The organism is Achromobacter sp. 18P8.1.1 (assembly GCF_057799415.1).
In genome coordinates this window covers 143,160-162,805 of record NZ_JBYOKH010000004.1, presented here as the reverse complement: position 1 = coordinate 162,805, position 19,646 = coordinate 143,160, and the positions used below count along the sequence as shown (strand labels likewise).

Here is a 19,646-nt window from a genome sequence, read left to right as displayed (position 1 = left end):
GAAGCTCCCATACGGGCGGGTAATGCTAAAATCCGCCCGCTGATCCGGTAATGACCGGTATGGGAATAGGGCGAATCGAGTTCGCCTTTTTTTATGCGTTTTCGTGCGGCTCTGGGTGGATACCCCTGGAGTGCGGCAACAGGGATTCCATGTTCGAATTTATTCGCAGCCATCGGCGCTGGATGCAGTTCATCCTGCTGCTTCTGATTGTGCCGTCCTTTTTCCTGGTCGGGATTCAAGGCTATGACAGCTTTATGCGCAAAGAGCCTGAGTTGGCGACAGTCGCCGGCCAGCCTATTTCGCGTGCCGAGTTTGATCAGGCGCACCGCAACCAGCTCGAGCAGTTCCGTCAACGCCTGGGCGCGCAGTTCGACCCGGCAGTGATCGATACGCCGGCCATGCGCGAAAGCCTGCTGAACCAGCTGATCAATCAGCGCCTGCTGGCCAACGTCGCCGTCGACAACCGTTTCACGGTGTCCGACGAAACGCTGCGCAACACCATCGCCGCCATTCCGGAAGTGCAGGACAACGGCCGCTTCTCGCCCGAGCGCTATCGCCAGGTACTGGCGGCCCAGGGCATGTCGCCGACCTCCTTCGAAGCCGGCCTGCGCCGCGACCTGGCGGTTGCCCGCGTGCTGGAGCCCGTCGGCCAATCGTCGCGCGCGCCCGCCGAAGTCGTGGCATCGCTGGAAACGGCGTTGACGCAGCAGCGCACGGTGCAACTGCGCCGCTTTGCTGCCGCCGACTACCGCTCGCAAGTTACCGTTACCCCGGCCGATATCCAGGCCTGGTACGACGCCAACAAGCAGCAGCTGCAGATCCCCGAACAGGTCCAGGTGCAATACCTGGTGCTGGACGAGGCTGCCGCCACCCAAGGCATCCAGGTCAAGGACGAAGACCTGGCTTCGTATTACGAGCAGAACAAGAACCGCTTCGGCCAGCCCGAACGCCGCCGCGCCAGCCACATCATGATCGAAGTGGCACCGGGCGCCTCGGAAGATGCCCGCAAGGCCGCGCGCGTCAAGGCGGAAGACCTGGCTCGTCAGGCGGCTGCAGATCCGGCGCAGTTCGCTGAACTGGCCCGCAAGAATTCGCAGGATGCCGGTTCGGCCGCCAACGGTGGCGATCTGGGCTGGCTGGCGCCGGGCATGTTGACCGGCCCGTTGGAAAAGGCGATTTTCGGCCAGGCCAAGGACCAGGTGTCCGGCGTGGTGGAAAGCCCGTCCGGCCTGCACATCGTCAAGGTCACCGAAATTCAGCCCGCGGCCGTCAAGCCGCTGGCCGAGGTCAAGGACCAGATCACGGGCGAAGTGCGCAAGCAGCTTGCCGCCGTGCATTTCTCGGAAATGGCCAGCCAGCTGAACAAGCAGGTCTATGACCAGCGCGACAGCCTGCAACCGGCCGCCGACGCCGTCGGCCTGAAGCTGCGCACCGCCTCGGGCGTGACCCGCGAAGGCCTGCTGCCCGCCGACAAGGCCGGCCCGGGCTCGGCCATCGACAGCCCCGACGCCGAACTGCTGGACAACCCGCGCGTGCGCCAGGTGCTGTTCTCGCCCGACGTCCTGCGTGAAAAGCAGAACTCCGGCGTGATCGAACTGTCGCCTGCCACGATGCTGGCAGTGCGCGTCGCTGCCGTGGAACCGGCACACGTGCCGACGCTGGACAAGGTCAGCGATTCCATCCGCGCCAAGCTGCTGGACGAGCGTTCGGCCGAAGCCGCCAAGAAGGCAGGCGAAGCCGCGCTGGCCGCCGACAAGGCCAACCCGTCGGCCGCGCCGGAGGGCTTCTCGCCCGCCGTGACCGTGTCGCGCCAGGATCCGAAGGACGTGCCGCAAGCGGTGGTCGACGCCGCGATGCGTTTGCCCGCCACCCAATTGCCCGGTTATGCCGGCGTGCAATCGGGCGTGGACTATACCTTGGTTCGCCTGGAAAAAGTCGAGGCCGGCACGGTGGACGCGTCCGCCAAGGACCGCCTGGCGCAACAGCTGTCGGGTGGCCTGGGCCAGGCCGAGATCGAAGCGCTGTTGAAGATGCTGCGTGAGCAGTACAAGGTGCAGGTGCTGCCCAGCGCCGCCGAAGTCATCCGCGGCGACCAGCCGCAGGCGGCGGGCTGATCAGCCCACCAGGGGCCCCGCGGCCCCTAGTTCAACAGTGGCCGCAGCGTCGGCCACACGTTGTCCAGCAATTGCGGCTGGGCATCCTCGTTCGGATGGATGCCGTCAGCCTGGAACATCGCCCGGTTCGTTGCGATACCTTCCATCAGGAAGGGCACGAGCCGGGCGTTTTCGTCTTTGGCGACCGTAGGAAACAGCTGGGCGAAGCGCTGCGTGTAGTCGCGGCCATAATTGGGCGGAATCTGCATGCCCACGATCAGCACCTGGGCATCCGCTTGGCGCGAAGCCTGGGCCATGGCGCGCAGGTTCTGTTCGGTCATGGCCAGCGACAGGCCGCGCAGCGCGTCGTTCGACCCCAGTTCCAGCACCACCACCGCCGGCGCGTGCTGGCGCAGCAGCGCCGGCAGGCGCGCCACGCCGCCGCTGGTCGTGTCGCCGCTGATGCTGGCATTGACCACCTGGTACTTCGGGTATTGTTCCGAAACGCGGGCCGACAGCAGGGGCACCCAGCCGGTGCCGCGCTTCAGGCCGTATTCGGCGGACAGGCTGTCGCCCACCACCAATACGGTACGCGAGGCGGAACCCTGGGCCGCCGCGGTGGTCTGAGCGTGGGCGGGGGACGCCATGACGGCGGCTGCCAGGGCGGTGGTCGCCAGGGCGGAAGTAAGACGCAGACGGGAAAATAGGCGCATGGATAGCAAGAATTCGATCGAGGTGAAAGGGCTGGGCAAGCGGGTGGCCGATGCCGGCGGGACGCTGTCTATCCTGGAAGGTATTGATTTTACGGTGGCCGCCGGCAGCGCCGTGGCCATCACCGGAAGCTCCGGATCGGGCAAGTCCACGTTACTGGGACTGCTGGCCGGGCTGGATGTTCCCAGCATGGGCAGCGTACACCTGGCGGGGCAGGACCTGTTCGCGCTGGATGAGGATGGCCGTGCGCGGCTGCGGGCCAATCATGTGGGGTTCGTGTTCCAGTCGTTCCAGCTGCTGCCGAACCTGACGGCGCTGGAAAACGTCATGCTGCCGCTGGAGCTGGCCGGGCAATCCGCCCGCGAGGCGGCGCAGGCCATGCTGGAACGCGTGGGGCTGGGCGCCCGGTTGCATCATTACCCGCGGACGCTGTCCGGCGGCGAGCAGCAGCGCGTATCGCTGGCGCGCGCCTTCGTGGTGCAGCCCGACCTGCTGTTTGCGGACGAGCCCACGGGCAGCCTGGATGCCGCCACGGGCGTGACCGTCATCGACCTGATGTTCGACCTGCACCGCGAGCACGGCACCACGCTGGTGCTGGTGACGCACGACCCGCAGTTGGCCGCCCGTTGCGGGCGCCAGCTGGTGCTGGCAGCAGGTCGGATGGTCCAGGGCGCCTGAGGCGCCCCGGCCGGCCTTATCTGATCACGGCGTTCGCCGGATCAATCACTTCGCCTTGGCGACGGCCTGGTTCCAGGCCGCGACCACGGCTTCATACTCGGTGGCGGCGGCTTCCTGGCTGACCGGGAAGATCTTGATCGTCGACAGGTCGGGCAGGGTGGTCAGGCTGGCCACCGCCACGTCGGTGCGCGTCGGGCGGCGGAAGTTCTTCACCAGTTGCGCTTCCTGCGACGCCTTGCTCAGCAGGCCGTCGTACAGCGCCTTGGCCGCATCCAGGTTCTTCGCGCCCTTGATGATGAACATGCCTTCCGGCGCCAGGTAGCTGCCTTCGCTCGGGTAGACGAGCTTGATCTCTTTCTGGCCACCGGCCACGTATTCCTGCGCGGCGTATTCCAGCGTCATGCCCACGGCGTATTCGCCGGCGGCGACGCCCTTGTAGGTGGTGCCCGACGAGGCCGTCACGACCGCGTTGGCGGCGATCTTGTCCAGCCCGGCCTGGCCGAACTGCTTGTACAGGCCGTACACCAGCATGTAGGCCGTGCCGCTCTTGGACGGATCGGTGATGGCGAACTTGTTCTTCCACTGCGGCTGCATCAGGTCAGACCACGTGGCAGGCGCCGCCAAACCCTTCAACTGGCGCTCGTTGACCATCATCACCATGACGTGCACGTTCGTGCCTACCCACAGATCGTCCGGGCCGCGGAATTCGGCCGGGATCTTGTCCAGGTCAGCCGGGCGATAGGCCTGCAGATGCTGGCGGTAGGCGCCCAGGGTGCCGAAGCCGCCGCTCCAGAACAGGTCGCCGCGCGGGTTCTGCGATTCGGCTTCGATGCGCTTCATCATCGTGCCGGTGCCGCCCGTGACGGGCTGCACATTCAGCTTGGGGCTCGTCTTCTTCACGGCTTCCAGCGCGGTCTCGATGGTTTCCGTATTGTTCGACGAATACAGCACGACGTTCTGGGCGTGCGCGGCGCTCGTCGCCAGGGCGGCGGTCAGGACACTGGTGAGTATCAGGTGCTTGAGTTGCATGGGTAGCCTTTGGATCGAGGGGGTTATTTGCCGGAGAACAGCTTGATGCGGAATGCCTTGACCGACACGATGATGGGCAGCACGATCACCGTGACCAGCGCGGCGCCATAGGCGGACGCCATGCCCAGCCTGCCGCCGTCGACCTGACGGAAGATGGCGATCGGCATGGTTTCCAGGCCGCCGCTGTAGGCCACGATCGAAGCCGACAGCTCGGAGATCGTCGTCAGCCACATCAGGATGGCAGCCGAAATGATCGATGCCTTCATGGCGGGCAGGATCACTTTGAAGAAGGTCATCAGCGGCGACACGCCCAGGCTGATCGAGGCTTCTTCGATCGAGTCGGGGATGTTGAACAGCACCGACGAGGCGTTGCGCACGGCGAATGGCAGGCGGCGCACCGTGTAGCACAGCACCATGATGCCGGAGGTGCCGGCCAGCACCAGCCAGCCGGTGTTGAAGGTCTGCACCAGCGCAATGCCCAGCACCGTGCCGGAAATCGTCAGCGGCAGCACCACGATGTAGTCCAGCACTTGCGTGAAGGCGCTGCGCTTCTTGATCGTCAGGTAACTGACCAGCACGGCGAAGGCCACGCCCAGCACCGTCGCCAGCGAGGCGAATTTCAACGAATTCAGGATCGGTTCCGGCGCCCCATGCACCGCGCGCTGCATGCTGGCCAGCGACCATTGGCCCCACTGCATGACCGGCCCGCTGGTCTTGGTGAAGGCGGCCACGAACACGATGATGAGCGGCAGCATGGACAACAGGATCACGAAGCCGACGCCGCCGGTATAGAGCGCGGCGGTCCACGAACGCACGCGCACGGCGGCCGGCGCGCGGCCCTGCGTCATGGTGTAGACCTTGCGTTCCACCACGCGCTTCTGGAAGAACAGCACGATGGCGACGATGGCGATCGACACCACCGACATGGCGCTTTGTAGCGTGGGGCTGCCGCCCATTTCGCTGACGAACGTGTTGTAGGTCATCACCGACAGCAGCGGCACGCGGCTGCCCAGCAGCATCGCCAGCGCGAAGTTGCCGACCACCAGCGTGAACACCACCAGCGCATTGACCAGCACCGCGGGCAGCAGCACGGGCACCAGCACGCGCAGCTTGGTCAGGAACGGCGGCGTGCCCAGGCTCAGCCCGGCTTCTTCCAGTTGCCCGTCAAAGCCGCGTAGCGCGGCCAGCACGCCCAGGTAGATGTACGTGTAATAGACGAGCGTCATGGAAAACACCATGCCCGTCCAGCCATAGAAAGACGGCAGCGAAATGCCCGCGTCGCCCAGCAGGTTCGTCAACAGGCCGTTGTTGCCCAGGATCAGCAGCCAGGACTGGCCCACGATGATCTCGGGGATCACGATGGTCAGGACAGGCAGGATCGCCACCAGGTTCTTCAACGGAAAGTCGTAGCGCGCCACCATGTAGGCAAACGGCACGCCCACCAGCACGGTGCAGGTGGTGACCGCCAGGCCCAGGATCAGCGTGTTGCCGAAGGCCTCCAGGTATTGTGAATCCGCCAGCAGGGCCTTGAAGCCTTCCAGCGAAAAGCCGCCATCTTGTCCTGTGACGCTGTTGCCGAACAGCACGCCCAGCGGGTACAGCACGAAGAACAGCAGCAAGACCAGGCTGATCGCGGTCAGGATGCCCCAGGGCCACCATTTGATTTTCATGGAGTGCGCGTCCTCAGGCGTTGACGACGCGGCTGTCGGCGGGGATCAGCACCTGCACGGCTTCGCCGGGCTGGAACTGCGCGACCATGTTGCCCGCATGCAATTCGACCCGGATCTCGGATCCGTTGTCCAACGCGATGCGATAGGCGGTCTTGAAGCCCAGGTACTGGCGGCGCAGCACCTTGCCTGGCAGCGTGTTCGGCACATAGGGCGCGGGCGCCATCAGGGCGAGTTCTTCGGGACGCGCGATCAGCACGCCGTTGGCGTCCAGCCGCGTGCTGCCTTGCATGCCATCAAAGCCCAGGCCGCACAGTTCGTAGCGGACATGGCCGTCGGGCGCGCCCGCCAGCCCGGTCTGCGCCGGCACGGGGATCACGTTGGCCGAGCCGATGAAGTCGGCCACATAGGCGTTGACCGGCGTGCCGTAGAGCTCTTCCGGCGTGCCCAATTGGGCGATGTTGCCATGGTCCATGATGGCGATGCGGTCCGACATCGCCAACGCCTCTTCCTGGTCGTGCGTGACGAACACGGTCGTGATGCCGGCTTCGCGCACCAAGTCGAGGATGACGTCGCGCATCTGCAGCCGCATCTTGGCATCCAGGTTGGACAGCGGCTCGTCCATCAGCAGCACGCGCGGGCGGATCACCAGCGCGCGCGCCAGGGCGACGCGCTGGCGTTGTCCGCCGCTCATCTGGGCGGGGTAGCGGTCGGCCAAGGCCAGCAATCCCACCTTATCCAGCGCTTCATTGGCCCGCCGCGTGGTCTCGGCGCGAGCCACGCCGCGGGCGCGCAGGCCATAGGCCACGTTGTCGAACGCGGTCTTGTCGGGGAACAGGGCGTAGTCCTGGAACACCATGCCAATGTCGCGGCGGTGCGCGGACACATGGGTCACGTCGTCCTGGTCGAACAACAGGCGTCCGCCGTCGGGCGCGTAAAAGCCCGCAATGCAGCGCAACAAGGTGGTCTTGCCGCAGCCGCTGGGCCCCAGCAGCGTGTAGAACGCGCCGTCGGGAATGTGCAGCGACAGATTGCGCAGCACTTGCTGCCCGCCGAAAGTCTTGACGATGCCGTCTACCGTGATCGATGCCATTTTTGGGTTCCTGCTTGGGTTCCCGGCATCATAGGAATGCGTCCCCGCGGCGACCAGCAGTGTTTTTTAAGGCGTGGCGTTAGATTTTCTAAGAGGTCGGCGCCGCGACTATCCCCTAGAATGCGGCTGAACAAGGCAGGCGCCCGGTCAAGGCCGCGCCGCCGATAAGACCACAACAAGGGAAAACGTGGGAAAGAGCAGCACAGTCATGCGCCTGGCCGGCGCGCGGGCGGGCGTCCGCTGACATGGCGGGGCAGAGCCTGCCGCCATTGAAGGCCTTGCGCGTCTTCGAAGCCGCGGCGCGGCTGCGCAGCTTCACGGCCGCCGCCGACGAGCTCAGCATCACGCACAGCGCGGTCAGCCAGCAGATCCGCATTCTTGAAGAGTATGTGGGCCAGCCGTTGTTCGCCCGGGAAGCGCGCGGCGTGGCGTTGCTGCCTTGCGCGCAGGCGTATTTTCCGGAAGTGCAGGCCAGCCTGGAACGCATCGCGATCGCAACCGCCAAACTGAAGGCGCCAGCCTACGGCGGCGTGCTGCGCGTGTGTGCGACCCCGTCGCTGACGATGAAATGGCTGATCCCGCGCCTGTCGACCTTCCAGGCGCAGCATCCGGGGATCGACGTGCAGCTGAGCACGCAGGCGCGCCCGTTCCTGGATCGGGGCGGCGATACCGGCAGTGACGTGCTGATCCGCCACGGCTTCATGGCGCAGTCGGACCTGGCCTGTGTGCATTGCCTGGACGATTTCCATCTGCCGGTGGCATCCCCGCGCTTCATCGAGCGCAACCGGCTGGCGGCCCCGGCAGACTGCCTGGGGCATCCGCTGTTGAAGATCTCGGGCGGCATGGACCATTGGCCGCGCTGGTTTGCGCTGGCCAAGGTGGACGTGCCCGCGCAGTTGCCCGGCCCGGTGTTCGACCATCAGTTCCTGTGCATGCAGGCCGCCATGAACGACCTGGGCATCGCCCTGGCGCCGTGGAGCCTGCTGGAAGACGATATCCGCGCCGACCGCCTGCGGCCCTTGTTCGCGCAGCCGCAATTGCCCAACGCCGGCATCCATGCGCTGTATCGGCACGACGGCCCGGCCGCGGCGTCGGCGCAAGTTTTCATCGCCTGGCTGTGCGCGCAACAGCACGGCTTGCCCCATCCCGGATAGACAAGGACTCCCATGCTGCATTCCACTCCGCCCGCCGGCCTGCAATGGCGTGGCATTACGCCGCCGTTGGCGCTTTCCGATTACCGCGTCATCGCGTTCGACATGGATTCCACGCTTATCTCGATCGAGACGCTAGATGAGATGGCCGACTTGATGGGCAAGAAGGCGGAAGTGGCGGCGTTGACCGAAGCCGCCATGCGCGGCGAGATCGTGGACTACAAGCAGAGCCTGCGCGACCGTGTGGCCTTGCTGGCCGGCATGCCCGAGGCGTTGCTGGACGAGGTCTACAACGAACGCGTGCAGATCAATCCGGGCGCCGAAACGCTGATCGCCGCCAGCAAGGCCGCCGGCCTGACCTGCCTGTTGGTCACGGGCGGGTTCACGTGCTTTACCGACCGCTTGCGTGTGCGGCTGGGGTTGGACGACGTGCGCGCCAACGTGCTGGAAGTGGTGAATGGCCGTATGACGGGCCGGCTGCTGCCGCAGGCCTGGGGCGATATCTGCGATGGTGAAGAAAAGCGCCGCAAGCTGGCGGAGGTGTGCGCATCCCTGGGGGTGGGCACCGAGCGCGCGATTGCGGTGGGCGACGGGGCCAACGATCTGCCGATGATGCGTGCGGCGGGCCTGTCCGTGGGCTATCACGCCAAGCCGGCGGTACGGCGTGAAGTGAATGTAGCGATCGACGAAGGCGGGCTGGACCGCCTGCTGACGCTGTTCAAGATCGAAGACGCCGCCTGAGCCCGAGTTTCAGACAAAATCCAGATTGATCCGATGAAAAATCACTAGTAGTCTGATTGACAACCGAGATAAAGCAGTTTGCGGCGTCGCTTCAAGCAGGGCGAGCACCAGTAGCCGGTCCATAGGCAGGGCGCTTAAGGTTCAGCGAAACGGCGCCGTAATGGGGAAAGGGAGGGCAACCCGCCTTCCGGATCCTGCTTACGCCTTGGGAGGCGTCATGACTATTCGCAATTCGGTGTTTGCGTTGTCGTTTGTCTCGTTGCTGGCCCCCGCGGTGGCCGGCGCCAGTGATGGCGCGATCCGGTTTACGGGGGCCATCGTCGAGCCCGCGGCGTGTCGGGTCGACATGCAAGGCCGCAAGGCCGGGGCAGTTCCCCCCTCGGCGCAGTGCGACCAACCAGCCGGCCGTTTGCCGCTTCCCGCAGCGAACATCGTCACGGTCAGCATCAAGGCCTTGCCGCCGGTGCCGGGCCGCAACGGCGGCCCGGATCAGCGCTACAGCATCGTGACGCTCGACTACCTGTAGGAAGCCGGGTCAGATCAGGCCGCGGATCTCCACGGCCGGATCCACATCCGCCTCGTAGTCCACACCTTCGATCTCGAAACCGAACAGGCGCAGGAAGTCCTGCTTGTAGCCGGCGAAATCGGTCAGTTGGTAGATGTTGTCGCTGGTGACCTGGGTCCACAGCGCCTGCACCTGCGCCTGCACCTGCGGATCCAGTTCCTTGTAGTCCGCGCGCAGGCGGCCGTCGGCATCCAGGATCGGCGTGGCGCTGCACAGGCTGTCCTTGTACAGGCCGTAGACCTGTTCGATGCAGCCTTCGTGCGTGCCTTGGGCCTTCATGATCTTGAACAGCAGCGACAGGTACAGCGGCATCATCGGGATGGCCGAGCTGGCCTGCGTGACCACGGCCTTCAGCACCGAGACCCGAGCGTCGCCGCCGCGTGCGGCCAGTTTGGCGCGGATGTCCAGCACCTTCTGGTCCAGGTCCTTCTTGGCGGCGCCGATCGAGCCGTTCCAATAGATGTCGTGCGTGATCTTCTCGCCCAGGTACGTGAAGGCGGTCGTCGTGGCGCCTTCGGCCAAAACGCCGGCTTCCAGCAGCGCGTCGATCCACATCTGCCAGTCTTCACCGCCCATGACGGCGACGGTGGCGTCGATTTCGGCCTGCGTGGCCGGTTCCAGCACGGATTCCTTGACGACTTCGCGGTCCGTGTCCAGGCCGCGCAGATTGACCGCATGGCCGATCGGCTTCAACGTCGAATTGAAGACTTGGCCCGTCTTCGGGTGCGTGCGGCGCGGGGCGGCCAGGCTATAGATCACCTGGTCGATCTGGCCCAGGTCCGCCTTGATCGCGGCGATGGTCTTTTGCTTGATCTCGTCCGAAAACGCGTCGCCATTGATGCTCTTGGCGTACAGGCCTTCCGCTTCGGCCGCCTTGTGGAAGGCGGCCGAGTTGTACCAACCCGGCGTGCCGGCCTTGGTGGCCTCGGCGGGGCGTTCGAAGAACACGCCCAGCGTCTGCGCGCCACAGCCGAACGCCGCGCTGATGCGTGCGGCCAGGCCATAGCCGGTCGACGCGCCCAGCACCAGCACACGCTTCGGTCCGCCGGCGATCGGGCCTTGCGCCTTGACGTAGTCGATCTGGTTCTTCACGTTGGCCTCGCAGCCGACGGGATGGGTGGTGACGCAGATGAAACCGCGCACGCGGGGCTTGATGATCATGAAGACCTCGTTCGGGGAAGTGCGAAATGCTGGGGGAATGCCGGATGCCGGCGCGACCGGTGCGCGAAAGCGCAAAAAGCGACCAGCATTGTACGGGAGCCGGCCCGGGCCCGCTGGCGGGCCGGCTTTCGCTGTGCAGTCCCCGGTCAGCGGGCGCCGGCCTTGGCCGGGGTGCTGGCAGCGGGGGGCCCGCGGCGCCATTCGACCAGGCCGATGCCAATGCCGCTGGCGCAGATGATGGCGATGCCCAGCCAGGTCAGCGGATCCGGGAAATGGTCCCAGACCAGCCACCCCACGGAGGTGGCGCTGATGATCTGCAGATAGATGAACGGCGCCAGCGTCGAGGCGGGCGCGCGCCGGTACGCGGCGATCTGGAACAGGTGGCCCACGCCGCCGGTCACGCCGGTCGAGATCAGCAGGAACCAGTCGAAGGCCGACAGCGATTGCAGCACGGGCAGGGCGGCCGGCAGCACGAAGGGCAGGGACAGCGTCAGGCAGGCCGTGCCCACCGCGCCGCTCCAGATCAGCGACGTGAACGGGTCGTCCCCGGCGACGCGCCGCGTGGCGATGAACTGGGCCGCGAAGCAACAGGCCGTCAGCAGCCCGAAAATGGTGCCCACTGGATGCAGACCGCCGCCCGGGCGAATGACGATGATGACGCCGATGAAGGCGATGCCTGCCGCCACGAAGCGCGAGAGCCGCGCGGGTTCTTTCAGGATCCAGGGCGCCAGCGACAGCACCAGCAGGGGCGCCAGGAAGTTGATGGCCGTGGCCTCGGCCTGCGGGATGTAGCTGAGTGTCGTGAAGAACATCAGCGTGGCCAGGAACATCGAACCCCCGCGGATCAGCTGTTCACGCGGGCGTTTGCTGCGCAGCACGCCGACCCCCTTGGTGGGCAGCACCAATGCCAGCACCAGGACCAGATGCACCACATACCGGAACCAGGACAGCACCAGCAACGGCACGCCCGCATTCATCACCCATTTGCCGCTGGCGTCCAGACAGGAGAGCGTCCACATCGATAGCACCAGCAACAGGATCCCGACGAGCGGGCCGCGGGAGGCGGGCGCGGCGGCTGGCGGGCGACCGTGATCGGCCGGGGGCATGGACAGGCTCCTAATGGGGAAACGGGCGGCTGCCATGATACGCTCATCGCGCCGGGGGAAAAGGCCAATGATAGAACTACGCAACGTCGAAACTTTTTTTTGGGTCGCTACGCTGGGCAGCTTTCGCGCCGCGTCGGAAAAGCTCAACACCACGCAGCCTGCGGTATCGCAGCGCATTGCCTCGCTTGAGGCCGACCTGGGCGTGCTGCTGTTCGAGCGCGACGCGCGCGGTGTCAAGCTCACCGCCAAAGGCCACGAACTGCTTTCGCATGCCGAGCGCATGCTGCAGGTGCGGCGTGACATGTTCGAAGCCGCGCGCGAACAGAACGTAATGACGGGCACGGTGCGTATCGGCGTGGCCGAGACCATCGTGCAGACCTGGCTGCCCACGTTGATCGAACTGATCCACACGACCTATCCGGCGCTGGTGCTGGAGATCGAAGTCGACACCACCCACGTGCTGCGCTCGCACCTGATGTCGCGCCAGATCGATCTTGCCTTCCTGATGGGGCCGGTACTGGAGGCGCGGGTGGAGAACCTGCCGCTGTGCACGTATCCCTTGGCCTGGGTAGCCAGCCCCACGCTGGATCTGGGGCCTGAACCGCTGACCCTGGAACGGATTGGGAAGCTGCCCATCATCACCTATCCGTCCAACAGCGCGCCGTACCGCTTCGTGCGCGACATGCTGACGCGCGCGGGCGTGTCGGCGCCGCGCATGTACGGCAGCGCGTCGATGTCGATGGTAGTGCGCATGACGCAGGATGCCATCGGCACGAGCGTGATCGCCCCGGTGTTCCTGGGCAAGGAGCTCGCGCGCGGGGAATTGCGCATCCTGCGCGTCGAGGCCGATCCGCTGCCAGAACTGAGTTTCACGGCGACCTGGGTGCAAGGCCCGGACAGCCATGCGGTCAAGGTCATTGCGCAGATGGCGCAGAAGGTCGCCGCGCAGGCCGGCGACGGCGTTCCCGCCTAGGTGTTTTCCCCAGATGCCGCGCACTGCTGTGCGCCGGCGCGTCCCGAAGGCGCCCGCGTCGCGGTGTGCCCGATCGCCCGCTAAGCCCCGTCGATAGGCGGTTTGCGGGATTCTTGGCGGGCCGCCCGCACGAGACCCAAGAAATATTTATACCCCCACATCGCAACATACGATTGGACGCTCTGCGCCCCTGACGATGCAATGGCGGCACATCAATAAGCAAGCAACGCCTGGATACACAGCGCGGGGGGAAAGCATGAATACGTATCTGTTCCAGCACTGGACGCAGGCGGTGGCGGATTGGCCGCGCCGCGCGCTCGACTCCCGACCCTGAATCCCCGATTCCTAACCGCGTGCGATCAGGGTAACGGGATCCCGCGCGCGACAGACCATCCCGCCAGCCAGGAGTTTTGTCCATGAAGAAGTCTCTTGTTTTCGCCGCCGTCGCTGCCAGCTTGCTGGCAGGCGCCGTCCACGCGCAAGACCTGCCCAAAACCCAGTTGAAGGTCGTGGGAGGCCTGTCCAACCTGACCGCCTACAACGACTACGAAAAGCCGTTCTGGACCAAGACCATCCCCGAGCTGTCCAAAGGGCAGGTCACGGCGGACATCAAGGGCTTCAATGAAATGGGCTTGAAGGGCCCCGAGCTGCTGCGCCTGATGTCGCAGGGCGTGATTGAATTCGGCACCGCGACCCTGTCGTACTTCGCCAGCGACAACCCCATCAACGAAGCCATCGACTTGGCCGGCCTGGCGCCGGACGTCAAGACGGCGCGCGCCGTCACCGAAGCGTTCGAACCCGTCTACGCCAAGCTGTATGGCGAAGGCAACAACGTCAAGCTACTGGGCATCTCGACCTATCCGGCGCAGGTGCTGTTCTGCAACGCCGAGATCAAGAGCCTGGCCGACATCAAGGGCAAGAAAGTGCGCACCAGCAGCCGCACCACGGCCGAATTCGTTGAAGCGCTGGGCGGTTCCAGCGTCACGATGGCATTCGGAGAAGTGGTCCCGGCCCTGCAGAACAAGGTGGTCGATTGCGCCATCACGGGTTCGCTGTCTGGCTATTCGGCCAAGTGGTACGAGGTGTCCACGCACCTGGTCGCGCTGCCCATCAACTGGAACCAGCAGATCCACGCCGTCAACCAGAAGGCCTGGGACAAACTGGATCCCGCCGTTCGCACTTTCCTGCAGGCCAACGTGAAGACGCTGGTCGACAACATCTGGGAAGCCGCCGCGCGGCAGACGCAGGAAGGCTATGACTGCAACACCGGTGCCGCCGCGTGCCCGTTCCCGGTCAAGGGCAAGATGGTCCTGGTGCAGCCCACCGAGGCCGACCAGGCCCTGCTCAAGAAGGTCGCCCAGGAAGCCGTCTTGCCGAAGTGGGCCGCGCGTTGCTCGGCGCAGTGCGTCAAGGACTTCAACGCCACCATCGGCAAGACGCTGGGCCTGACCGCCAGCAAGTAAGCGCCGTCGCGCGCCGCCGCCGAGCGCGGCGGCGCGATCTCCGGCTTGTGATACCGGGCATCGCCCGAAGAGGTTTCATCCATGACCCGAACCGAACATTTCCGCCTGCTTGGCGGCCTGTTGCGGCGCGCCGAGAGCTTGTCTCGCGCGGCCGTATGGGCCGGCGGCGCCTTGACGGTGGCCAGCGTGCTGCTGATCTCCTTTGACGTCCTGGCCCGCAAATTCCTGGGCTTCACCACGGGCGGCGCCGACGAGTTGTCCAGCTATGCCTTTGCCATCAGCACCTCGTGGGCGCTGGCGTTCGCCACGCTGCAGCGCGCCAACGTGCGTGTCGACGTGCTTTATCAATACCTGCCGGTGCGCCTGTCCGCCGTGCTGGACTGGATCTCCATGGTGGCGATGGCCGTCTTCATGGTGTTCCTGACGTACTACGCCTACGAGGTGGTCCAGACCTCCTGGGCGCAGAAATCCGCCGCCAATACGCCGCTGGCCACGCCGCTGTGGATTCCGCAAGGGCTTTGGCTGCTGGGGCTGGCCTGGATGTGCATCACGGTCGCCCTGATGCTGGCGCGCGCTTCCGCCGCGCTGGTCACGGGCGACATCGAACTGGTCAAGCAGATCTGCGGCGTGCGTTCGGCGCAGGAAGAAGCCGACGAAGAAGCCGCCGCGGGCGAGCGCATGGTGAAGGGAGAAGCCGCATGATTTCCACCGCATTGACCTTATTGCTGGTGCTGATCGGCCTGTCCATTCCGGTGGGCGCGGCGCTTGGCGTGCTGGGCCTGATCCTGGACCCGCTGTTCTCGATGCTGCCGCTGTCGCGCGCCATCGGCGAGATTTCCTGGAGCTCGAACAACGAGTTCCTGCTGGTGGCGATTCCCCTGTTCATCATGCTGGGCGAGGTGCTGCTGCGCGCAGGCTTTGCCGAACGCATGTACGGCGCGATGAGCCTGTGGCTGTCGTGGCTGCCGGGCGGGCTGATGCATGCCAACATCGGCGCGTCCACGCTGTTTTCGGCCACGTCGGGCTCCAGCGTGGCCACTGCGGCCACGGTGGGCACGGTCGCCATCCCGCAGATCCGCAAGTATGGCTACAACGAGCCCCTGTTCCTGGGCAGCCTGGCCGCCGGCGGCACGCTGGGCATCCTGATTCCGCCCTCGATCAACCTGGTCATCTATGGCGTGTTGACGAATTCGTCGGTGCCCAAGCTGTACCTGGCCGGCATCATCCCCGGCTTTGCGATGGCGGCTTTGTTCATGCTGACGGTCGTGATCGCCTGCGTGGCCAAACCCTCGTGGGGCGGCAAGAAGATCCATGCGACCTGGGGTCAACGATTTGCCAGCCTGGTGCATCTGGCGCCGCCCATGGGCATCTTCTTCCTGGTGGTGGGCTCCATTTACGCGGGGCTTGCGACACCCACCGAGGCCGCCGCGCTGGGCGTGCTGGGCGCCTTCATCCTTGCGGCATGGTTCCGCCGGCTGAACTGGTCGATGCTGCGCGAAGTGCTGGAAGGCACGATGCGGTCCACGGCGATGATCATGCTGATCGTTATCGCGGCCAGCTTCCTGAACTTCGTCATGTCCGCCACGGGGCTGACCGACGCGTTGACGCAATCGATTACCGGCCTGGGCCTGTCGCCGGGCTGGATGCTGCTGATCGTGGTGGTCTTCTACCTGGTGCTGGGCTGCTTCATGGAAACCCTGTCCATGATGATCACGACGATCCCCATCGTGGCGCCCATCATGATCGGCCTGGGCTACGACCCGATCTGGTTGGGCATCGTGATCATCGTGCTGGTCGAGGCCGCGCTGATCACGCCGCCCGTCGGGCTGAACCTGTTCGTCGTGCAGAGCCTGCGCAAGAGCGGTTCCATGAGCGCGGTCATCGTCGGCAGCTTGCCGTTCGTCCTCGCCATGTTCGTGATGCTGGCCCTGCTGGCGTTCTGGCCCGATATCGCGTTGTGGATGCCGCGCGCCTTTGGTTGATTCCCCTCTCTGAACCGGTGGCGGCCCGTTCGGGGCCGCACCGTTCCCCACCCGTTAATTCCGCAGGACAGATATGAAAGCCGTATTCAACATCGACGACGCCAACCCCCGCCAGGTCGAGGTGGACTTCAACACGCTGATCGTGGCCGGCTGGGCCGGGCGCGACATCGCCGCCATCGAGCACCACATCGAAGAGCTGGCCGCCATCGGCGTGCCGCGCCCGACCAGCGTGCCGCTGTACTACCGCATCGCCGACAACCAGCTGACCCAGGCCGAAAGCGTGCAGGCCGTGGGCGAAGAATCCTCGGGCGAGGTCGAGACCTTCGTCTTCGCCGTGGACGGCGAGATGTACGTCAGCATCGCGTCTGATCATACCGACCGCAAACTGGAGACGGTCAGCGTGGCCATGTCCAAGCAGGTCTGCGTCAAGCCGGTTGCCACCGGCGCCTGGCGCCTGGCCGACGTGGCCGAGTACTGGGATGAACTGGTCATCCGCTCCTACATCGTCGAGAACGGCGAAAAGGTGCTGTACCAGGAAGGCCCGCTGTCCACGCTGCGTACGCCGCAGGACCTGATCGCCGGCTACACCGGCGGCGCGGCCGTCCTGCCGCAAGGCGCCGGCATGACCTGCGGCACGGTGGGCGCCATCGGCGGCATCCGCGCCGCGTCGGACTTCACCATGGAACTGTTCGATCCACGCCGCCAACGCACGCTGAGTCACCGCTATCATGTCGAATCGCTGCCTGTGGTGGCCTGATTCCGGTTTCGCACGGTATTGATCGCCAGGCGCGCCTCTTGAGGCTGCGCCTGTCCGCACTTTTACGCCGCAAGACGGCACTAGGACAATGATGGTTTCGACCTTGAATGAACTGACCTTGGCCCTGAGCGAGGGCCGCACCACCGCTGTGCAACTGACCGAGGCCGCCCTGGCGCGCGCCCGGGACGAGGCGGGCGAGGGCGCTCGTGTGTTTACCAAGCTGTACGCCGAATCGGCGCTGGCCCAGGCGCGCGCCTCCGACACCTTGCGCGCGGCCGGCATTGTGCGGTCTGCGGTGGAAGGCCTGCCCATCAGCATCAAGGACCTGTTCGACATCGAAGGCGAAACCACGATGGCCGGCTCGGTGGCGCGCGAAGGCGAACCGGCGGCCGACGAGAATGCCGAAGTCGTGCAGCGTCTGATCGCGGCGGGCGCCGTCATCATCGGCCGCACCAACATGACCGAATTCGCGTATTCGGGCCTGGGCATCAACCCGCATTACGGCACGCCGCTGAACCCCTACGACCGCGCGACCGGCCGCATTCCGGGCGGCTCGTCCTCGGGGGCCGCGGTGTCGGTAGCCGACGGCATGGCCGTTGCCGGCATCGGCTCGGACACCGGTGGTTCGGTGCGCATTCCGGCCGCGCTGTGCGGCCTGACGGGTTTCAAGCCCAGCGCCTGGCGGGTGTCCATGACCGGCGTGCTGCCGCTGTCGGCCAACCTGGATTCCATCGGCCCCATCGCCGCCAGCGTGCGCTGCTGCGCGGAGCTGGACGCCATCCTGTCGGGCGACGGCGGCCCCGTGCCGGAGGCGCTGCCGCTGCGCGGCCTGCGCCTGGCCGTGCCGACGACCCTGGCGCTGGACGCCATGGAAAAGCACGTGGCCGACAGCTTCGCCGCCGCCGTGGCGCGCCTGAAGGAAGCGGGCGCCCTCGTCGACGAAATCGCCATCCCCGAATTCGCGGAGTTGGGCAACATCAACAGCAAGGGCGGTTTCACCGCCGCGGAAGCCTGGGCCTGGCACCGCGACCTGATCGCCCGCGCCGGCAAGCGCTACGACCCGCGCGTCGTGTCGCGCATCATGCGTGGGCAGGACATGTCGGCAGCCGACTACCTGGATTTGCTGGACGCCCGCGAAGCCTGGGTGGCGGCCGTGGACCGCCGTATCGCTGGCTATGACGCCCTGATCATGCCGACCACGCCCATCGTGGCCCCCGCGGTGGCGGACCTGGCGGCTTCCGACGAGGCCTACTACGCGGCCAACGGCCTGATCCTGCGCAACCCCACGCTGATCAATTTCCTGGATGGCTGCGCCCTGTCGCTGCCGTGCCACGCGAAGGGCACGGCGCCGGTGGGGCTGATGATCGCGGGCAGCAACGGCGCCGACCGCCGTATCCTGGCGATCGGCCTGTCGGTCGAAGAGCGCCTGGCCGCGCGCTGATCGCAGGCCATGCCAAGGACGGGCGGGGCAGGGCGCGGGCAGGCCGTGCCGCAGCCCGTCTGCGGCTAAGATGAGGATTGGGATTGCACACGCTGTGGGCATACGCGGGACGCCGGCTCCATGATCGATCTGCGCAATATCGAAACATTCTTTTGGGTTGCCACCCTGGGCGGGTTCCGCGCGGCCGCTGAAAAGCTGAACGCGACGCAACCGGCGATTTCGCAGCGCATCGCGTCGCTGGAATCGGACCTGGGCATCCGCCTGTTCGACCGCGATGCCCGCGGCATCAAGCTCACGGGCAAGGGCCGTGAATTGCTGTCCCACGCCGAGCGCATGCTGCAGCTGCGGCGCGACATGCAAGAGGCCGCGGCCGCCAAGAGCATCATGAGCGGCACGCTCAGGCTGGGCGTCTCCGAGACGATCGTCCACACCTGGCTGCCCACGCTGATGGAGTATCTGCACGACAGCTATCCGGCCTTGATGGTCGAGATCCAGGTCGATACGACCACCATGCTGAAGTCGCAACTGGCCGCACGCCAGATCGACCTGGCGTTTCTGCTGGGGCCGATGGAAGAGCCCCGCGTGGAAAACCTGTACCTGTGCAACTACCCGCTAAGCTGGGTGGCCAGCCCGAAGCTGAAGGTCGGGCGCCAGCCCATCAGCCTGAAACGGCTGGCGGAGTGGCCGGTCATTACCTATTCGTCCACCACGGATCCGCACCGCTCGGTTCGGCAGCTGATGTTGCAGGCCGGCGTGGAATCGCCGCGCATGTACGGAAGCTCCGCGCTCAGCGTCATCGTGCGCATGGCGCAGGACGGCATCGGCACGGCGGTGATCGCGCCGGTCATCCTGCGCAAAGAACTTGCCCAGGGCGAATTGCGCATCCTGGAAGTGAAGGCGCCGGCCTTGCCGCCCTTGCATTACACGGCCTGCTGGATGCAGGGCCCCGACAGCCAGATTCCCCGCGTGGTGGCCGAAGCCGCGCAGCAGATCGCGCGTGAAGACGCGCTGCGCCATCCGGCAAAACCCTGATAA

Annotated in this window: 18 protein-coding genes; 12 read left to right on the top strand and 6 right to left on the bottom strand. The window is 65.8% G+C overall.

The genetic code is table 11. The features are described 5' to 3' along the window. Nucleotides 1-149 precede the first annotated feature (149 nt). Nucleotides 150-2,114 (top strand): SurA N-terminal domain-containing protein, encoded by a 1,965-nt coding sequence (locus tag AC27VE_RS05080; protein ID WP_088587285.1) that lies wholly within the window; start codon nucleotides 150-152, stop codon nucleotides 2,112-2,114. Between the two features lie 26 nt (nucleotides 2,115-2,140). Here the strand turns inward: AC27VE_RS05080 and AC27VE_RS05075 are convergent, their stop codons facing one another. Beyond that, the gene (locus tag AC27VE_RS05075) at nucleotides 2,141-2,806 is read right to left on the bottom strand and encodes an arylesterase (RefSeq protein WP_488703198.1); all 666 of its coding nucleotides are present in this window, start codon (nucleotides 2,804-2,806) and stop codon (nucleotides 2,141-2,143) included. Here AC27VE_RS05075 and AC27VE_RS05070 point away from each other — a divergent pair. Further along, nucleotides 2,805-3,482 (top strand): ABC transporter ATP-binding protein, encoded by a 678-nt coding sequence (locus tag AC27VE_RS05070; RefSeq protein ID WP_006222273.1) that lies wholly within the window; start codon nucleotides 2,805-2,807, stop codon nucleotides 3,480-3,482. The genes AC27VE_RS05075 and AC27VE_RS05070 overlap by 2 nt on opposite strands. Before the next feature lie 45 nt (nucleotides 3,483-3,527). On the opposite strand, the gene AC27VE_RS05065 is transcribed toward AC27VE_RS05070, so the two are convergent. Genes AC27VE_RS05065 through AC27VE_RS05055 form a run of 3 tightly spaced genes read right to left on the bottom strand, consistent with a single transcriptional unit; the run spans nucleotide 3,528 to nucleotide 7,271 of the window. Further along, the gene (locus AC27VE_RS05065) at nucleotides 3,528-4,511 is read right to left on the bottom strand and encodes an ABC transporter substrate-binding protein (RefSeq protein ID WP_488703197.1); all 984 of its coding nucleotides are present in this window, start codon (nucleotides 4,509-4,511) and stop codon (nucleotides 3,528-3,530) included. Between the two features lie 23 nt (nucleotides 4,512-4,534). Further along, nucleotides 4,535-6,181: an ABC transporter permease gene (locus AC27VE_RS05060; RefSeq protein ID WP_006222271.1), complete on the bottom strand. Its 1,647-nt coding sequence runs from the start codon at nucleotides 6,179-6,181 to the stop codon at nucleotides 4,535-4,537. Nucleotides 6,182-6,194: 13 nt separating this feature from the next. Then, entirely contained in the window at nucleotides 6,195-7,271 is a 1,077-nt protein-coding gene (locus tag AC27VE_RS05055) for an ABC transporter ATP-binding protein (RefSeq protein ID WP_006222270.1), read from the bottom strand. 245 nt (nucleotides 7,272-7,516) lie between these two features. Here AC27VE_RS05055 and AC27VE_RS05050 point away from each other — a divergent pair, with 245 nt between their 5' ends. From AC27VE_RS05050 to AC27VE_RS05040, 3 genes are all read left to right on the top strand, one after another. Then, on the top strand, nucleotides 7,517-8,425 hold the full coding sequence (locus tag AC27VE_RS05050; RefSeq protein ID WP_035212133.1) for a LysR substrate-binding domain-containing protein: 909 nt from the start codon (nucleotides 7,517-7,519) through the stop codon (nucleotides 8,423-8,425). A 12-nt stretch (nucleotides 8,426-8,437) separates the two neighbouring features. Next, nucleotides 8,438-9,163 (top strand): phosphoserine phosphatase SerB, encoded by a 726-nt coding sequence (gene serB / locus AC27VE_RS05045; RefSeq protein ID WP_488703196.1) that lies wholly within the window; start codon nucleotides 8,438-8,440, stop codon nucleotides 9,161-9,163. Nucleotides 9,164-9,380: 217 nt separating this feature from the next. Next, on the top strand, nucleotides 9,381-9,689 hold the full coding sequence (locus tag AC27VE_RS05040; protein ID WP_488703195.1) for a hypothetical protein: 309 nt from the start codon (nucleotides 9,381-9,383) through the stop codon (nucleotides 9,687-9,689). Nucleotides 9,690-9,698: 9 nt separating this feature from the next. On the opposite strand, the gene fabV is transcribed toward AC27VE_RS05040, so the two are convergent. Continuing rightward, nucleotides 9,699-10,889, bottom strand: a complete 1,191-nt coding sequence (fabV, locus tag AC27VE_RS05035) for an enoyl-ACP reductase FabV (RefSeq protein ID WP_488703194.1) — start codon at nucleotides 10,887-10,889, stop codon at nucleotides 9,699-9,701. Nucleotides 10,890-11,035: 146 nt separating this feature from the next. Continuing rightward, nucleotides 11,036-11,995 (bottom strand): DMT family transporter, encoded by a 960-nt coding sequence (locus AC27VE_RS05030; protein WP_488703193.1) that lies wholly within the window; start codon nucleotides 11,993-11,995, stop codon nucleotides 11,036-11,038. Between the two features lie 67 nt (nucleotides 11,996-12,062). On the opposite strand from AC27VE_RS05030, the gene AC27VE_RS05025 reads away from it, so the two are divergent. From AC27VE_RS05025 to AC27VE_RS04995, 7 genes are all read left to right on the top strand, one after another. Continuing rightward, nucleotides 12,063-12,968, top strand: coding sequence for a LysR family transcriptional regulator (locus AC27VE_RS05025; protein ID WP_488703192.1), 906 nt, complete (start codon nucleotides 12,063-12,065; stop codon nucleotides 12,966-12,968). 416 nt (nucleotides 12,969-13,384) lie between these two features. Then, nucleotides 13,385-14,431 carry a TRAP transporter substrate-binding protein gene (locus AC27VE_RS05020; protein WP_427957785.1) on the top strand — a complete coding sequence of 349 codons (1,047 nt, stop codon included), beginning with the start codon at nucleotides 13,385-13,387 and terminating at the stop codon, nucleotides 14,429-14,431. Between the two features lie 81 nt (nucleotides 14,432-14,512). Continuing rightward, nucleotides 14,513-15,133 carry a TRAP transporter small permease subunit gene (locus tag AC27VE_RS05015; RefSeq protein ID WP_488703191.1) on the top strand — a complete coding sequence of 207 codons (621 nt, stop codon included), beginning with the start codon at nucleotides 14,513-14,515 and terminating at the stop codon, nucleotides 15,131-15,133. Then, nucleotides 15,130-16,413 (top strand): TRAP transporter large permease, encoded by a 1,284-nt coding sequence (locus AC27VE_RS05010; RefSeq protein ID WP_424626476.1) that lies wholly within the window; start codon nucleotides 15,130-15,132, stop codon nucleotides 16,411-16,413. Before AC27VE_RS05015 ends, AC27VE_RS05010 begins: the two co-directional genes overlap by 4 nt. Before the next feature lie 73 nt (nucleotides 16,414-16,486). After that, nucleotides 16,487-17,170: a DUF2848 domain-containing protein gene (locus tag AC27VE_RS05005; RefSeq protein WP_488703190.1), complete on the top strand. Its 684-nt coding sequence runs from the start codon at nucleotides 16,487-16,489 to the stop codon at nucleotides 17,168-17,170. A 91-nt stretch (nucleotides 17,171-17,261) separates the two neighbouring features. After that, nucleotides 17,262-18,611 (top strand): amidase, encoded by a 1,350-nt coding sequence (locus AC27VE_RS05000; RefSeq protein WP_488703219.1) that lies wholly within the window; start codon nucleotides 17,262-17,264, stop codon nucleotides 18,609-18,611. Between the two features lie 120 nt (nucleotides 18,612-18,731). Beyond that, the gene (locus AC27VE_RS04995) at nucleotides 18,732-19,643 is read left to right on the top strand and encodes a LysR family transcriptional regulator (RefSeq protein WP_088587297.1); all 912 of its coding nucleotides are present in this window, start codon (nucleotides 18,732-18,734) and stop codon (nucleotides 19,641-19,643) included. Nucleotides 19,644-19,646: the final 3 nt, after the last annotated feature.

Coding starts and splice junctions, on each gene's coding strand:
- AC27VE_RS05020 (WP_427957785.1), top strand. CDS start 13,385: ATGAAGAAGTCTCTTGTTTTCGCCGCCGTCGCTGCCAGCTTGCTGGCA.
- AC27VE_RS05055 (WP_006222270.1), bottom strand. CDS start 7,271: ATGGCATCGATCACGGTAGACGGCATCGTCAAGACTTTCGGCGGGCAG.
- AC27VE_RS05025 (WP_488703192.1), top strand. CDS start 12,063: ATGATAGAACTACGCAACGTCGAAACTTTTTTTTGGGTCGCTACGCTG.
- AC27VE_RS05040 (WP_488703195.1), top strand. CDS start 9,381: ATGACTATTCGCAATTCGGTGTTTGCGTTGTCGTTTGTCTCGTTGCTG.
- AC27VE_RS05075 (WP_488703198.1), bottom strand. CDS start 2,806: ATGCGCCTATTTTCCCGTCTGCGTCTTACTTCCGCCCTGGCGACCACC.
- AC27VE_RS05080 (WP_088587285.1), top strand. CDS start 150: ATGTTCGAATTTATTCGCAGCCATCGGCGCTGGATGCAGTTCATCCTG.
- AC27VE_RS05070 (WP_006222273.1), top strand. CDS start 2,805: ATGGATAGCAAGAATTCGATCGAGGTGAAAGGGCTGGGCAAGCGGGTG.
- AC27VE_RS05065 (WP_488703197.1), bottom strand. CDS start 4,511: ATGCAACTCAAGCACCTGATACTCACCAGTGTCCTGACCGCCGCCCTG.
- AC27VE_RS05000 (WP_488703219.1), top strand. CDS start 17,262: ATGGTTTCGACCTTGAATGAACTGACCTTGGCCCTGAGCGAGGGCCGC.
- AC27VE_RS05015 (WP_488703191.1), top strand. CDS start 14,513: ATGACCCGAACCGAACATTTCCGCCTGCTTGGCGGCCTGTTGCGGCGC.
- AC27VE_RS04995 (WP_088587297.1), top strand. CDS start 18,732: ATGATCGATCTGCGCAATATCGAAACATTCTTTTGGGTTGCCACCCTG.
- serB (WP_488703196.1), top strand. CDS start 8,438: ATGCTGCATTCCACTCCGCCCGCCGGCCTGCAATGGCGTGGCATTACG.
- AC27VE_RS05050 (WP_035212133.1), top strand. CDS start 7,517: ATGGCGGGGCAGAGCCTGCCGCCATTGAAGGCCTTGCGCGTCTTCGAA.
- fabV (WP_488703194.1), bottom strand. CDS start 10,889: ATGATCATCAAGCCCCGCGTGCGCGGTTTCATCTGCGTCACCACCCAT.
- AC27VE_RS05030 (WP_488703193.1), bottom strand. CDS start 11,995: ATGCCCCCGGCCGATCACGGTCGCCCGCCAGCCGCCGCGCCCGCCTCC.
- AC27VE_RS05005 (WP_488703190.1), top strand. CDS start 16,487: ATGAAAGCCGTATTCAACATCGACGACGCCAACCCCCGCCAGGTCGAG.
- AC27VE_RS05060 (WP_006222271.1), bottom strand. CDS start 6,181: ATGAAAATCAAATGGTGGCCCTGGGGCATCCTGACCGCGATCAGCCTG.
- AC27VE_RS05010 (WP_424626476.1), top strand. CDS start 15,130: ATGATTTCCACCGCATTGACCTTATTGCTGGTGCTGATCGGCCTGTCC.